Raw genomic sequence first — 14967 nt, forward strand, 5'->3', positions numbered from 1 at the left:
TGGGTTCTTATTAAACTCCCTCAGTTAGATATTAATTGCTCTCAAATGCTAACGGAGCAGAAGAGTTGTGCGAAACGTTTCTACCCCAATAGGAGAATGGTTACATTACTCCAGTAAAAGGTAGACAGTTTCTTAATGAAATTGAAGGGTTATATCGAAGAATCAAATGAAAGGGTAACGCCTTGAAGGGTTCTCTCTGAGTCGAGTAGCACTAAAATTAGTAAGAATGATAGTGTTATAAGCTCGGCAAAAAGGCGTGAGAATTTGCCGTAACAGTGTTTTTAGCTGACGAAAGCCTACCCGATGGGGTGGTGTAAATCATGATGCTTGAGTTGATTGACTATGGTGAGGATGCTAAAGAACCTAAAATAAAGGGTTAAGCTGACGAACTTCTGAATGTACGGGTCTACACCTGCAATACATAGAAATGTGTATATCACCAAATCGTGAGGTTAGCAGTGGATGAGTAAAACTAACTATTATGAAAATCCATGATATGTTACAGGCATATGAACGGCTGACAGGCTTAAAGGAAGCACCTACGTTCTTTCTATAATAGATATAATTCAACGTTGTAAACTGATAACATGGAGGGCTTACCCCCTATGAAATGGTAATAAGGAAAGCAATGATGAGATTAGTTATTGTATAACTTATTTTTGTATCAGTGAAGGTGGTGGCACAGTACCAATGAAATGTCTAATCCACATGGAGGGATAGCCACTAGACTAATAAAGAATCATTCAACCATGTAACACAGTTCTTTATCGGTTAATAAGGTTCTTGTCAGACTAAAAGAGGTTCAACTCCCAAGGGAGTCACCGACTTGTTAAAACGGAAGAAACTGCGACACAGTGAGTATTTTGATATGCAACACTGCTTTGATAATCTGTATGCTCAAAGTGTCGATGGTCAAAATTTCTATGACTTAATTGAAATCATTAGTTCGAAAGAGAATATACGTCTTGCCTATCGAAACATCAAAAGAAATACAGGTAGTAAGACGGCTGGCTCAAATAAATTAACGATTGAGGATGTAAAACATCTCTCAGTAGACGAAGTAATTGAAAAGATTGAAAAGATGCTCACATCCTATGAACCGCAAAAAGTAAGGCGTGTTTTCATTCCTAAAGCGAATGGGAAAACAAGACCATTAGGTATTCCCACAATATGGGATAGAATACTTCAACAGTGTATTTTACAAGTATTAGAACCTATATGCGAAGCCAAATTTCATAAACATAGTTATGGCTTCAGACCAAACAGAAGCACTCATCATGCGAAAGCTAGGTTTGAATTTCTTATCAATCAAACAGGACTTCATCACTGTATCGATGTCGATATAAAGGGCTTCTTTGATAATGTGAATCATAGTAAATTGCTTAAACAAATTTGGTCGCTTGGGATAAGGGATAAATCCTTGCTCACTATCATTTCAAAGCTATTAAAAGCAGAAATTGAAGGTGAAGGTCTTCCGACCAAAGGAACGCCCCAAGGTGGTATCTTATCGCCACTTCTTTCGAATATCGTCTTAAATGAATTAGATTGGTGGGTTAGTGACCAGTGGGAAACCTTCGAAACAAGATTCAATTATAAGTATCCTGGGAAATACTATCCCCTGAAAAAGACGAAATTGAAAGAATGTTATATCGTAAGATATGCTGATGACTTTAAAGTCTTATGTCGTACTCGAACACAAGCTATTAAAATGAACTATGCAATTAAAGACTTTTTGAAAACTCGGCTACATCTTGAAACAAGTGAAGAGAAATCTAAAGTAATGAACCTAAAAAAGAATTCGTCAGAATTCCTTGGGTTTTCGATTCGAGCCATTCGAAAAGGTAAAACGCGAATGGGTTATGTTGCTCAATCGAATATGACTAAGAAAGCAAAATCCAATGCATTCACCAAAATTAAAGAATCAATCAAGGTAATACAAAAGAAGCCATGTATTGAAACGGTTTGGCATTACAATACCGTTGTCATGGGGATCCAAAATTACTATTCAAGTGCCACTCAAATCACAAATAATTTAAGTGAGTTAGCCTCCTATCTTGGTAAGACTTTATATAATCGACTAAAGAGCCTCAGAACAGAAGCGAAATTCTCTGATATGACTTCTACATTACAAAAACGCTATAAAGGATATGAACCTAAGTTTTATAAAATTAGGAATATGGTATTTGTTCCTATTTATGCTCAACGGCATAAAACTAACCTCTGTTTTTCTCAAGATATCTGTAATTATACGGTTAAAGGCAGAGCCAAGATACACAACACCCTTAAAGCGATAAATAAAACTGTATTAGCTTATATTATGAAAAATTTTATTCCAAATCGAACGATTGAGTATAATGACAACCGTATTAGTAGATTTATTGCTCAATACGGAAAATGTGCTGTCTTAGGAGTTGAACTTGGAAAAAGTGATTGGCACTGCCACCATAAAAACCCCTATCATCTAACAAAAGATGATAGTTACTCAAACCTTATCGTGTTGCATGAAGCCATTCACAGACTCGTACATCTGAAAGATGTTAATAAAATCAAGTCGTTCCTCCAAGCATTTCAATTAAACAAAAAGCAAAAAGAAAAGATAAATGAACTCCGAAAACTATGCAAAAATGAATCAATCTAAGTAGGAAATAAATACTTTCGCTTCATTTAAATACATAGAATTGAATGAATTGGATTAGTTGGAACGCCGTATGCGGTGAAAGTCGCACGTACGGTGTGAACAGGGGGAAAAGGAGGAGATAACTTCAAATCCTTACCTATCTGTACTAATAGCATGTGGTAGGGAGGGGGGATATGGTGCAAGTTCAATTAGTTAATCATAATATGGATTATTGTGAACAAATCTATAAGTTATCGTATGCCCCTCAAATAAAAGATGCATTAGGACTTTCAGATAGTACGTTAGAACATACTAAACAATTTGTAAAAGGAATAATCCAAGAAGAACATGATGGTAAAACGTTGTCTCGTGTAATTCTAGATGATAACAGCAACTTTATCGGCATTACAACATTAATGTTTATTGACTACAAAAAAAAATCTTGTCACATCGGTTCATGGTTGGGTCATGAATATTGGGGCAAAGGCTATAACCAAGCGTCAAAAATTGCTATTTTACAAATAGCATTTGTAGAACTTAACTTAAAGTATGTTTTTGCGGGAGCAAGGAAGGTAAATATCCGATCTCAGAAAGCACAAGAAAAATTACCTTTCATTAGATTACATATAGAAAAGTATTTTTCAGAAGAGCACACTGCTTTAGAAAAGAAGGAAAAACAACCTTGTGTGCTGCATGGATTTTATAGAGAAGATTTTATTAAATATCTTAATGACAGTAACCAATTCAAAGGACAGCCGCCTTTCTACTAACGTCCATTTTTGAGGTGAGGAGTTGATTATGTGTATTGTTTCTGTGAGCAAAAAGAAGCCTTTGAATTAAAAGTTGAGGGCGATATTGGAGCAGACCCAATATGGTGTAATCAGTGCAGTTGTAACTTTGAATTAGAAGACATCCCCATTTCAGATGAGTTAAAAGTCGAATTGATGAGGTGGGTGAATAAGTATGGAAAATGGATTGATTGGGGTAAAGATAAATTAATTCCTAATGGTATTGAGATGGAAGAAGCACACAATAAACAAGGTTTTATACTAACAGAAAGAGTAAAGAAGGAACTAAGAGGGAAGTTAAAGTTTTCACCTTCAACTAGGTCAAGTGGCTATGCAAATAAACAATAACTAGCGCTTGTTAAACAAACGGGGTGCTTTAGTGAAACAGGCTGTGACAGTCGTTGTGTCGCTAACGAAGTAGAATAATTGAATTTAAATTTGAGAGTGGGAACTTGATAAATTTTGAAGAATTCACTTGTATTTTTAGGGTTAGGGATAGTTTTGATTCTATCAGGTTGTAACAACAAGATTGATGCTCCTCATTTCATTTGGAATGATAGTATCTATATTGCAACTTATGAACCTATATTAGACGAAGAGGTTATTGAAGAGATTGGTATGATTACTAAACTTGTAGAAGGTACAGCCAAGGAAAGCGGGGAGGCAAAAGGTTTAGCTCAAGGTACAAGACTATATAAAATAAAAGGAAGAGAGATTTCTTCAGGCAGTATCGGTTATATTGCGTATGAACTGGAAGATAAGCTTTACATTGCAAGTAAATACAATAAATAATTTATATGTTATACAACTAAAGGGTGCGTTCGTATTATAAGGTTAACCAAATTTTACTGGTTGACCTTTTTTATATAGGACCTATTATATCAGTAGCCAGGGTAGGACGAACGGGTGCGTGGGACTATTGATCCCATCAGCTAAACTGTCCGCCCCCTACTCATAGAAACATGTTTGAGGCTGGTTGAGACAATGATCTCGAATAACAAGCGAAGCTATGATACTAGGAGATGGAAATAGGGGTACTGGTAAGTAAACAGGAGAAGAAGAGATAGAATGAATCCAGTAATTGGTCTGGATGTTTCAAAAGGAGAGAGTGAGGTACAAGCATTTTTAGATAAGAGAAAACCTTATAAAAAGAGTTTCAGTGTATTGCACAATAATAAAGGTTTAGAGAATTTACTTGGTTTTTTGATAGAAGTGGAGGGTGAAACTGGGGTTAAACCAACAGTGATATTTGAATCCACGGGACATTATCACACATCAATTGTTCAGTTCTTGGAGGAGAATGACTACCTTTACATTATGGTTAATCCGTTACTTTCCTATCAAGCAAAAAAATCAAGTTTACGTAAGGTGAAGACCGATGCGATAGATGCTTATAACTTATGCGAGCTTTACTATAAAGAAGAATTGGAGCCGTATAAACAAAGAGGTATTCAACTTCTGAACCTACGAAATCTCTCAAGGCAGCACGAAACAGTGACAGGTATTTATGTACAAACAAAACTACAATTCCATGCAATATTAGATCAGGTATTTCCTGAGTATAGAGGGGTTTTTGGAGATTTATTTTCAAAAGTTTCACTGAATACGTTATTGGAGTTTAGTACATCAGAAGCTGTTTTGAAGGCTGGGGAAAATCCACTATCAGATAAAATTGCAAGCGAATGTGTAACTAGATCAGAGCGTTGGGCGAAGGATAGAGCGAAAAAGTTGATTGAAGCAGCTCATCGCAATCCATTTAAAAACACACTGTACCAAAGCCATTTGATTAGTCTTCAAATGTATATTCAAATGCTTCTCCAGTACCAAGAGCACCTTTCAAAGTTAGATGCCCAAATAGATGCCCTGGCAGAAGAAATAGAAGAATATAAGATTATCCAATCGATCCCTGGAATAGGAGGGAAAATCGCGGCAAAGATAATTTCCGAAATCGGAGAGATCGAACGGTTTAATCATCCTAAAAAACTAGTGGCCTTCTCTGGTATTGATCCGAGCGTTCATTCATCTGGTAAGTTCACAGCAACGATTAATCGGATTAGCAAGAGAGGATCCAGTCGATTGCGTCATGCCTTATATATGGCAGCCCTCTGTGGGATTCGTAGTTCTCGTAATAAGCTTAGAGAATTTTATGATCGCAAACGTGAAGAAGGTAAGCCCTTCAAAGTAGCTATGATTGGATGTACTAATAAGCTTATTCATTGGATTTTTGTTCTTTTGAAACGTAAAGAAACTTTCCTAGATTTAGCTTAAGCGATATAATTAAGAAACTGATCCAAAACCTTCCAATAGAATAAAGGAAGGTTATTTGGCCTGTTCATTTTAGTATATCATTTTATTAACTAGATTTTTATTGGAAATTATTGACTTCTATTAGCTGGTTTAGCTTCACTAAAATTGACTCGCCATCTTAATATGGTAGCATTTAAAAAAATGTAGAGGATGTTGGTTATGTTAAATTCAAAGAATATTAGAATGCGAAAAATGGAAAAAGAAGATATTGAAAAGTATCATCAATGGAGAAATGATGTAGAAGTTATGGTAACTACGAGTCCAGTGTTAGATGTTTATTCTTTTGAAGAGACAAGTAATTTTGTTGATAATGTGTTACTCAATACCAATTCATCTAGGACCTATATAATCGAATTAAAAAATGAAAAGGTGTCAATAGGTGTAACCTCGCTTATAAATATCGATACCAAAAACAGAAACGCTGAGTGTATTATTGATGTTGGTGAAAAGGAATATTGGGGAAACGGATATGGTACTGAAGCATTTAAGTTGTTAATAGATTATGCCTTCTTAGAGTTGAATTTACATCGATTGTCACTTAGAGTGTTTTCTCTTAATGAGAAAGCATTACATATATACACTAAACTTGGATTTGTTAAAGAAGGAGTAATTCGAGAGAGTTTATATAGACATGGTGAATGGCATGACATAATTATTATGGGTATTTTAAAAAAGGACTATATGAATAGTAATAACCGATTGTGATGTTATTGACTTAAGTTAACGGGAGCGCGATTGCTCAACAAAAGGGTAATCGCCTTTCTTCTTCAAGTAACAGTGCAGAATATGTAACAGGTAATACTAAAAGGATGATAAGTTCTATTTTAAAGGTGAATCGCAGGGAGGAATCTAATGAATAAAATTCTATTGCACATAGAAGGTCTTGCCGTCTTTGTGTTAAGTCTTTATTTTTACGGAAATAGTCAATTGAGTTGGGTTTTATTTTTTGTCTTATTGTTAGTACCAGATATTTCAATGCTAGGTTACTTACTTAATAATAAGATTGGTACTAAGCTTTATAAGTTTTTTCATACCTATACCATAGCCATTATTGTTATTTTCTGGGGTCTATTATTATCCAATCAAACGGCTTTAGCAATCGGTTTAATATGGTCAGCCCATATTGGAATGGATAGAATGATTGGATATGGATTAAAGTACCCAACAGAATTTAAAGACACTCATTTAAATCGTGTGTAATTCTATATGCAAGATAGTTTTTTACTACCATGAAAGAACGCTATAAACTTTCATTCTCTTTGGTGCATTGCTGTTTTGCGCTGCATGGATGGCTAACGGGGAGCTTTCCTTGAATAAGGAATTGCACTCCTTCTTCAACTCCCTCAGTTAGATAGGTATATCTCTCAAATGCTCACTTATTCGCAGGATTTCAAACCACTTGTAAGAACAGTAATAGATGATTGGAATGAGTGTCGGTCCATTTTGGCTACATGAAGGCATGCTGAAATAAAGGAGGTAGATAAAACTCCAGTTATTACCATATAATGCACGTATTCTCCACGCCGCCCCTGGAGGCTATCCCTCCCATGTCTCAACGGGTCTAAGCCCTATCATTCCTTCGTCATGCCTATCCAAGGGGTGGAGGCCGGTTTTGCTATCGGAACGGGTCATTGCCCTTTGGTTGAAGACATCCAGTACTCCGTGCTTTCTTTGAAATCCTACGAATAAGGCAACATTCAATAAAAAATTAACGGGTAATTACTTACTTTTAGTACTCCTTAAAATTTTAATGGAATTCCTTGTGTTTAGAATAAGCTTTATGCTGCTAGAGGTTCTAAAGCGTGAACTTTATTAGGACAATAAGACTCATTTTTTCGAGATATTCCAACTAATATTCGTGCAAGTTTCCCAAGCAGTTTCATAATTGATTTCATTTTTTTCATTTTTTTTACTTTCACATTATTGGAGTGAAGCTCTTTAAATTCAGGATTGTTCATGACAAGGCTCATGGTCGCTAAATACAAGAAACGTCGTAGCCGGGATCTGCCGCGTTTAGAAATGACAATTTGTCCTTTCCATTTACCCGAGCTAGCTTCTGCTAGATGTAATCCCGCGTATCGCAATAGGGAATTACCGTGAGAGAAGCCGCTTAGATCTCCTGCTTCTCCTAAAATGCCAGCTAGTGAAATTTCACTAATTCCTTTAATGGCAAGTAGTTTATTTGCGAATGTAATTTGTTCGAGTACACCAGTCACTTCTTTTTCAACTCTTTCAAGTTGAACTGTAGCGAGATCAAATTCTTCAAGCAATTGTTCTAGGTGTAATTTATAAGCATCATGTGCTTGTTGATTACCAACAGAATGCTTAGCTAATTCAACTAGTGATTGGGCTTTTTTTAGTCCAGCGTGTCGCTTCATTTTTGTTTTCCATCCTTCAACGATATCCTGGGCTTCCATGGAACGTAATTCGATGGGGGTAGGGAATAAGCGAAGGGTTGCGATTGCCCCTTTCCCTTTTATGTCCTTAAACACTTGTCGAAGTTCAGGGAAGATAAGATCTACCCATCGATTTAATTGATTGATGGAACTGACAAGCCGTTTAACAATCACATCACGGTTAGCCATAAGTACTCGAAGTTTTTCAAAAGCTTCTGGAGTTGGACGGATAAAGGCATAATAACCATTCTTCACCATATCAGCGATTACGAGAGCGTCTTTTTTATCACTCTTAGATTGAGTATTATCTCGATTTTCTTTATTCTTTTTGACAAGATGAGGGTTAACCGTTACCACATCAACGTTTTGTTCATATAGCCATTTTGATAGATTAAGCCAGTAATGTCCGGTAGGCTCCATACCTACAATCGATGTATTGAAATTTTTTGTTTCTTTTAATTCATTGATCCACTGCAGTAATCTAGTAAAGCCTTCTTCATTATTTTCAAAAGATAGAGGATCGCCTACTACAATCCCACGGAAGTTCACAGCTCGAGCAACGTGAACTTGTTGTGCAATATCCACACCAACAACGAGATGTTTATCAGAAATTCGTTCAATTAGTTGATTTTGTTTGTCTTGCATTTTAAACTTCATAGTAGAGCTTCCTCCTTAGATTTTGAGTTTTAGAGTGGTGTCTATACTCATATCTTACTGAGGAGCTCTATTTTTTTCAAAGTTGAAAATTAACGCTCTACAGGAATGCTATAGAAGCAGTTTAGTTATACAAATTTCCCTATTGATATTTAATATTTAGGAAGGGGATTAAACATAAAAATTATTAGGGATAAGAGAAGAAGTTTTGGTTTGGATAAGTTCATGACAAAACCATTATTTGCACATTTATCGACAGTAGTTGGGGATTCGCCAAGGGATTCCCAAGTGTGCAATTGGAATCGTTGATTTTGACTATAAAAAGGGGATAATTTCGCTGGTTTTAGAGGTGTAGGAACAGTTTAACCGTTTAACCGTTTAATAAAACAATTGCTAATCGGTTACTGTCGAAGTATTTGGGACCGAATGAGAATGATTGGGATTCACGTTTTAGGAATTTGGATGATAGTAATGTTTTGGTTTGTTTTGTTCCCCAAACAGTGGTGGTTCGAGACCAGTCGTATATAGAACCTAACCTTTAGAATGATTATCCTCGTTCTTTCACTAACTGGTGCGATTACTCAATAAAGGGTAATCGCTTCCTCTTGTTGAAGTAACGGAGCAGAATACTTGACATTGATCTATTATGGTAAAACAAACAAAAGCCTTTTATAGAAATATACGGAGGATTATATGGAAGAAAACGTACAACTTAAAGATAAAATTTTCAATGATAGTAGTTACGTAAAAACTAAACAAACATTAGGTATATTATTTATTACCCTCGTGTTCTTATTACAAGTTAGTGGAACTGATAAAAAAGTTGTACTTATCGTTGTATTTACAGTAACGGTTTTAGGTGTAATTTATTTCTTATGTAAGCTCTTTTTTTATAATACGAAGAGAACCATCAAGGACATTGTATTCTTAATATTATTTGTCAGCTTATTTGTTGGGGGGATATATACATTTTTAAATTTTTGAACGTTGTTTAAGGTTAACAAGAGGAGGGTAGCAAATTAAAAAATTGTTTCCATATATAATATCTTCCTTATTTGCATTTATTGGTACAGTACTCGTTGGAGAATGGGGATTTTTAATATGCATTATAATTGGTACTATGTTTCTTATCTATCAAGAACTTCAAAAGATAAGATCACTCTTAAGGGATAAAGCATCTAAGAATAATAGTGCATGATTGTTGCATTAACGGTTGCTTTCCTTGAATAAGGAATTGCACTCCTTCTTCAACTATTGCGCAGAAGAGTTGAGCAAGGATTTTGTAAGGGGGGGAGAAATTTGCTAAAAGTATTAAGAGTTATCTTGTCGATATTTGTTTTCACATTAGGTGGCTTTGCTTTAATAACTCAAAATTTTGATTTACTACCTTATTCGTTGATTTTATTAGGTATCCTTACTTTTATTTTGGGGTTAATTGAACTCAAAAAAGACCAAAAATCTTTTTGGGGATATGCAAACATCGGTGCTTCTGTATTTGTAATTTTTGTTGCTATATATACTTCAATATTCAACTAAAGGGTGCGATTGCTCAATAAAGGGTAATCGCTTCTTCTTGTTGAAGTAACGGGCAGTTTACTTTAATAAAGGGAATATCAATTATGAAAAATAAAAGGGAGTGGTTTTCGTAATAATTAATATTATTACTGGAATTTTAGTCTTGGGAGTCAGCTTATTAATTTTAGCTGGGTGGTTAATTTTTGCTCCTTCATTTCAAACTTTTCTATTTGTTCCCATTATGGCGATTCTTCTATGGGTATTAGCTGTTATCGGAGAAAGAAAGATGGTTAAATTTAGAACTGGATTTAGAATTTTACAAATTTCTCTGGCTGCTTTAGCTTTAATTTATTTGATTATTATAAATTTTTATTAAATTCTCTCGAAATTTTTTGATGTATTTCTCTTAAATTTAAGAATGTAAATCAAATCTTACATATCTGGCTAATAATACCTAAAAGTGTTTCTTTTCAAACTGAAACTCGCTTTCTTGAATATCTTACAAGATTAATTGTTAGAATTTGTACTTAAACAAAGGAAGGGCTTAAAAAACGTACAACCTTAGTCGTACTAATTAATATTACTAATTGCAATCTATAAACCAAGATGTTTTAACTTTAAAATAAAGGTTTCTACCCCCTGTAAGAATTTTCAATTTATCTAAAACTAATTTAATGGTACTATAAATTCATGTGTTGTAACGAATGGAGTTGTAAGTGGATGGATATAGGACAAATAATTAAATTATTACGGATAAATAAAGGGCTAACTCAGTCAGAATTAGCTGAAGATATATGTTCTATTACTCACCTTAGTAAAATAGAAAATGGGTCAAAAGAAGCGAATGAAGAAAGTTTAAATTTGCTATTAGAACGTCTAGGTAGTAGTTATGATCAAGTTTTTATTGATTACGGACGATCGAGAAAACAATTAGAGGAGTTGGAAAAAGAGTTAATATACGGTAACTTTAAAAATGCCGATGAGATCGTTACATCTATTGAATCTAATGAAGAGTATTTTATATATGTAGGAACGGGAGCATTATATTATTTAAGTTTAGTTAAATATTATTTATTAGTAGACAAAGTAAGTAAAACAGATAGTTACTTTACGATTTTAAATAAATTAAAAAAATCTCTATCATCGGAAGAATTGAAAAAATTACAATTTGTACGAGGGTTAAGGTTATTAAAAGAGAAAGACTATAAAGCAGCTATAGTTAAATTCGAAGAATGCTTTGATGAACTTCCTCAAAATAAAGGAGAAATTTATTACTATTATGCTTTGTGTAGAGGGCAATTGAACCAATTTGGAGAAGCGATTGAATTTGCCTATAAAGCATTAGATATCTTCAGGATCTTATATAATTATGAGAGAATTAATCATTGTAACTTATTATTAGGGATTATTCTTACTCAACTAAAAGCGTATACCAAAGCAGAAGAATATTTTAATCAAACCATATATCATTCTAAACTAATGAATGATAAACGCTCAGAAATGATAGCGATGCACAATTTGGGGCGAGTATTAAAGAAAAATAAGCAAAACCAAGAGGCAGCTGAAATATTTCAAAAGTGTATGGATTATTATAGTAAGTGTGGACAAGAGAATGAGTTTCTCCACAGTTTAGCGGAACTTGCAGAACTACAATACAGTCAAGGAATTGACACGGCCATAGAATTAATAGAAGAAATTCTGCTGAAGTGTAGTCCTAAGAAGAATAGTCATTATTATTATCTATTTAAGACATACAAGTATAATTTGGAAAATCAGGAAAGAGATTTAGCGAGATTTTTAACATCACATGCCATCCCGTACTTTAAAGAAAATGGGAAGAATGATCAACTCTTCTATTGCTACAAATTACTTATAGAGAATAGACATGCTACCAAAGAAGTCAGTGTTGAACGAATAATTAACGAGATTATTAATAAAGTGATAGATTAGTTACAGGTATAAGTAGTGCCTTTTATGATAAGTGACCATTAAAGAATGTCTTTAATGGTTACTTTTTTTGTTCTTTTTAATCAATTGTTTCTGAAAATTTCCCAATATTATTTTAATTGAGTGTGTTTTATCTTTATATTAAGCAACAGCAGAAAAGAGGTGTTGAAAATAATTAGTGGAAAAGAATTTATCTTAGAAAATTTCTTGGAAGATAAACTGAGCATTATACCGGTTGAAGATGAAACTTCTATAGTGTTAGCTGGACCTGCAACTTTACCGATTAAAGTCAATGGAGTTATCTACAACTTTAAATGGTATACATGGACAAGCATAAAAGGGGAAGTGGATATTCAAAAAGTGATTCGTAAGATAACCTCTACCTATTCATCCATCCTTATATATGGAGATTTTAATCACGCAGAGGATGTACTAGTGAGAATGCATAGTATTTGTCATACGGGAGATGTTTTTCATAGTCAGAAGTGCGACTGTGGATATCAATTTGACGAATCACTAAAAAAAATTGTGGAACATGGGGATGGAGCTCTCTTTTATTTAGCTAATCATGAAGGAAGAGGGATTGGCTTATTTAATAAGAACTTAGCCTATGCGCTGCAAGAGATAGGCCTTGATACAGTGGAGGCGAATGAGGCACTAGGATTGAAAGATGACAACAGGGATTATTATGAAGCAGCTCGTATTATTCAGTATTTAAGAGTAGAAGGAATTTCTTTGATTACAAATAACCCCAGTAAAATTAGCTTTCTTTCAAATTTAGGTATTCATATAAAAGAGCGTATTCCTATTTGGGGAGAGATAGATCAATTTAATCAAAATTACCTAACTACTAAAATCAATAAAAATGGTCATTTAAGAGAGGAGAATAAAATACATGTCAATCATTAGCAAACAAAAAGAAGCGTTAAAGAGGCATCAAGGTCCAGTAACTTCTGTTTTGTTTAATGAAGATCATAAAAAATTTGTTACGTCTGGCTACGATGGTAAAGTAGGTAGTTTTGAGTTTGAGACTGGGATTTTCTCCATTTTAGGCCGGCACGATCATCTAGTAAACAAAGTGGTTAGCAGTCCCCTTGTTGACTTAGTAGCTTCTTGTTCTTCAGATTACACTATTAAAATTTGGGATCTAAAGGAAGATAAGTTAGTCAGAACCCTGCTAGGTCATAGTGATGATGTCGAGGATTTTGTATTTGTTGATGAAAAAATGGGGATTAGTACATCTCGAGATAAACGTATAATTATTTGGGATTTAGAGAATGGCTCTATAAAAAATATTATTTTAGGCCATGAGAAAGATGTATTATCAATTGCTTATTTTGGTGGGAAGGTTATTACCACCGGTGATGATAAGACACTAAGGATGTGGGACGTCAAAACTGGTAAGTTGCTGAATTTATGGGGACCATTTGATGTGGAAACGGATACTTGTGCTATTGATACATTAAATAATCGTGCCGTATTAGGGTGTGACGATGGCGTAATTAGAATTATTTCGTTTACAACTGGTGAAATCATTGAAGAGATTGAAGCTCATAGTTCTGGGATAAAGAAAGTGGCAATATCACCAGTAAATGGTGATATCTTGTCAGCAGCCTATGACCAGAAAATCCTTCTGTGGGATTCACATCTTTTTAAGCTGAAATTAAGCCTTGAAGGAGTCAATACTAAGTGGGAACGATCACTTACCTTCTCCCCATCAGGAACATATATAATCGCAGGATCATTTGATGGCACTGTTCATATTTGGGACAGTCATAGCGGCAAATATATGAAAGAGCTAGGTGGGGAGAATAATTATGGAAATGCTTGTTTTAATGAAGTTTCAGTAGAGGGGGACTCCTTTGCTTCTGTTAGCGATGACGGGATTATACGCGCGGGCAATATCACCTCAGGGGAGTTTACTGGTGAGTTTATTCCAGCCTCTGGTCGATACCTAATGAATGCTGTAGAACTATTTGAGGGCAGAGTCTATGCAGGGGCCCATAACCAAAAGCTTCATATATTTGAATTAGAGAAAGCTTGTTGTTCAAGTGGTTCTAGCAATAAGGAAAAGTGTAAGGAAGGGCAAGAAATATTGCTTAATGAAGGACCCATTAATACTATTAAAGGGATAAAAATCGATACACATACACATATGATTATAGGTTGTTATAGTGGAGCAATTGTTGTTACAGATAGAGATGGGTTAAAACTAAAAACGATAAATATACATAGTGGTGCAGTAAAATCACTAGCAGTTAATAAAAATAAAAATATTGGGGTAAGTTGTTCAGCTGCAGGAGAGTTATTCTCATGGGACCTTAATGGGGTTATAATAGAAAAGTACCTTGGTCATACAGCTATCATTAATGATGTAGATATTGATCCTACTGGACAGCTTATAGCAAGTGTCTCAAGAGACTTCACCTTGAAAGTGTTTAATATTTGGACTGGAAAGTTGATAAGTTCTTTTGATCTTGGAAATAAATCACTGAAGTCAGTATCCTTTTTGAGTCCATCAGAAATCATTGTGGGCGATTATTGGGGGAATGTCATCAAAGTAGATTTAAACAGTGAAACTATTATTAAGTCAAATACCGCTAAAAATGGAATAAGTAGTATAGCAGTATGTTCAGGTGAAGATCTTGCTTTGTTGAGTTCTTATGATGGACGTATTTATCAAGTAGATCAAAATCTTAAAGTAACAAAGCAGTTAGTTAAAATGAATATAGAATAAAAGGGG

At 34.5% G+C, this 14967-nt stretch carries 12 protein-coding genes; 11 read left to right on the forward strand and 1 reads right to left on the reverse strand.

The genetic code is table 11. The features are described from left to right. Positions 1 to 868: 868 nt before the first annotated feature. From ltrA to CDZ88_RS16735, 7 genes are all read left to right on the forward strand, one after another. Positions 869 to 2638, forward strand: a complete 1770-nt coding sequence (ltrA, locus tag CDZ88_RS16705) for a group II intron reverse transcriptase/maturase (protein ID WP_100374852.1) — start codon at positions 869 to 871, stop codon at positions 2636 to 2638. A 173-nt stretch (positions 2639 to 2811) separates the two neighbouring features. After that, complete coding sequence (locus CDZ88_RS16710) at positions 2812 to 3387, forward strand: GNAT family N-acetyltransferase (protein WP_100374768.1); 576 nt, start codon at positions 2812 to 2814, stop codon at positions 3385 to 3387. A 30-nt stretch (positions 3388 to 3417) separates the two neighbouring features. Beyond that, positions 3418 to 3753 carry a hypothetical protein gene (locus CDZ88_RS16715; protein WP_100374769.1) on the forward strand — a complete coding sequence of 112 codons (336 nt, stop codon included), beginning with the start codon at positions 3418 to 3420 and terminating at the stop codon, positions 3751 to 3753. A gap of 114 nt (positions 3754 to 3867) precedes the next feature. Beyond that, positions 3868 to 4197 carry a hypothetical protein gene (locus tag CDZ88_RS16720; protein ID WP_157796591.1) on the forward strand — a complete coding sequence of 110 codons (330 nt, stop codon included), beginning with the start codon at positions 3868 to 3870 and terminating at the stop codon, positions 4195 to 4197. Between the two features lie 276 nt (positions 4198 to 4473). Then, on the forward strand, positions 4474 to 5673 hold the full coding sequence (locus CDZ88_RS16725; protein WP_100374771.1) for an IS110 family RNA-guided transposase: 1200 nt from the start codon (positions 4474 to 4476) through the stop codon (positions 5671 to 5673). 198 nt (positions 5674 to 5871) lie between these two features. Beyond that, complete coding sequence (locus CDZ88_RS16730) at positions 5872 to 6417, forward strand: GNAT family N-acetyltransferase (protein ID WP_100374772.1); 546 nt, start codon at positions 5872 to 5874, stop codon at positions 6415 to 6417. A gap of 147 nt (positions 6418 to 6564) precedes the next feature. Beyond that, complete coding sequence (locus CDZ88_RS16735) at positions 6565 to 6912, forward strand: DUF4260 domain-containing protein (RefSeq protein ID WP_100374773.1); 348 nt, start codon at positions 6565 to 6567, stop codon at positions 6910 to 6912. A gap of 578 nt (positions 6913 to 7490) precedes the next feature. Here the strand turns inward: CDZ88_RS16735 and CDZ88_RS16740 are convergent. Continuing rightward, positions 7491 to 8765, reverse strand: a complete 1275-nt coding sequence (locus CDZ88_RS16740; RefSeq protein WP_100372342.1) for an IS110 family RNA-guided transposase — start codon at positions 8763 to 8765, stop codon at positions 7491 to 7493. A 1296-nt stretch (positions 8766 to 10061) separates the two neighbouring features. Here CDZ88_RS16740 and CDZ88_RS16755 point away from each other — a divergent pair. The 4 genes from CDZ88_RS16755 to CDZ88_RS16775 all read left to right on the forward strand — a co-directional run bounded on the left by CDZ88_RS16755 (position 10062) and on the right by CDZ88_RS16775 (position 14961). After that, a complete protein-coding gene (locus CDZ88_RS16755; protein WP_100374775.1) occupies positions 10062 to 10298 on the forward strand; it encodes a DUF3953 domain-containing protein in 237 nt (78 codons plus the stop codon). A 699-nt stretch (positions 10299 to 10997) separates the two neighbouring features. Beyond that, on the forward strand, positions 10998 to 12227 hold the full coding sequence (locus tag CDZ88_RS16765; protein WP_198507903.1) for a helix-turn-helix domain-containing protein: 1230 nt from the start codon (positions 10998 to 11000) through the stop codon (positions 12225 to 12227). 159 nt (positions 12228 to 12386) lie between these two features. Beyond that, positions 12387 to 13133, forward strand: a complete 747-nt coding sequence (locus CDZ88_RS16770) for a GTP cyclohydrolase II (protein WP_232718769.1) — start codon at positions 12387 to 12389, stop codon at positions 13131 to 13133. Next, positions 13120 to 14961 carry a WD40 repeat domain-containing protein gene (locus CDZ88_RS16775; protein ID WP_100374778.1) on the forward strand — a complete coding sequence of 614 codons (1842 nt, stop codon included), beginning with the start codon at positions 13120 to 13122 and terminating at the stop codon, positions 14959 to 14961. Before CDZ88_RS16770 ends, CDZ88_RS16775 begins: the two co-directional genes overlap by 14 nt. The last annotated feature ends 6 nt before the right edge of the window (positions 14962 to 14967 follow it).

This window comes from Bacillus sp. FJAT-45037 (genome assembly GCF_002797325.1).
In the GTDB taxonomy this organism is placed as follows: Bacteria; Bacillota; Bacilli; order Bacillales; family Bacillaceae_D; genus Alkalihalophilus.

What these genes read in the sequence shown, in the direction of transcription:
- CDZ88_RS16775 (WP_100374778.1), top strand. Translation starts at nt 13,120, where the DNA reads ATGTCAATCATTAGCAAACAAAAAGAAGCGTTAAAGAGGCATCAAGGT.
- CDZ88_RS16735 (WP_100374773.1), top strand. Translation starts at nt 6,565, where the DNA reads ATGAATAAAATTCTATTGCACATAGAAGGTCTTGCCGTCTTTGTGTTA.
- CDZ88_RS16725 (WP_100374771.1), top strand. Translation starts at nt 4,474, where the DNA reads ATGAATCCAGTAATTGGTCTGGATGTTTCAAAAGGAGAGAGTGAGGTA.
- ltrA (WP_100374852.1), top strand. Translation starts at nt 869, where the DNA reads ATGCAACACTGCTTTGATAATCTGTATGCTCAAAGTGTCGATGGTCAA.
- CDZ88_RS16765 (WP_198507903.1), top strand. Translation starts at nt 10,998, where the DNA reads ATGGATATAGGACAAATAATTAAATTATTACGGATAAATAAAGGGCTA.
- CDZ88_RS16740 (WP_100372342.1), bottom strand. Translation starts at nt 8,765, where the DNA reads ATGAAGTTTAAAATGCAAGACAAACAAAATCAACTAATTGAACGAATT.
- CDZ88_RS16730 (WP_100374772.1), top strand. Translation starts at nt 5,872, where the DNA reads ATGTTAAATTCAAAGAATATTAGAATGCGAAAAATGGAAAAAGAAGAT.
- CDZ88_RS16710 (WP_100374768.1), top strand. Translation starts at nt 2,812, where the DNA reads ATGGTGCAAGTTCAATTAGTTAATCATAATATGGATTATTGTGAACAA.